Source organism: Pseudoalteromonas luteoviolacea H33-S (genome assembly GCF_001625695.1).
Taxonomy (GTDB): domain Bacteria; phylum Pseudomonadota; class Gammaproteobacteria; order Enterobacterales; family Alteromonadaceae; genus Pseudoalteromonas; species Pseudoalteromonas luteoviolacea_B.
Genome location: NZ_AUXY01000045.1, coordinates 1 through 231 on the forward strand (window position 1 = coordinate 1; position 231 = coordinate 231).

At 55.0% G+C, this 231-nt stretch carries 1 protein-coding gene; it reads left to right on the forward strand.

Annotated elements, in window-relative coordinates; translation table 11 throughout:
* A partial coding sequence (locus N477_RS03165) for an AMP-binding protein (protein WP_155731781.1) occupies nucleotides 1-231 on the forward strand: 231 nt, incomplete at both ends.

The window sequence follows — 231 nt, forward strand, 5'->3', positions numbered from 1 at the left end:
ACCTGTCGGGAGCGCGAACAGCTGCTTGAGAGCAGTCAGGATATTGAGCGCTTGACGCCGTCACAGCACTGCTTGCATGAATTATTTGAAGCGCAGGCAGCACGCCATCCGGAGAAAACGGCCCTAGTATATGAATCAAGTCGTCTCAGTTATGACGAGTTAAACCGCCGAGCCAACCAGCTGGCCCGCTACTTGACAGCACAGGGAGTGAAGCCAGATACCCTAGTGGGG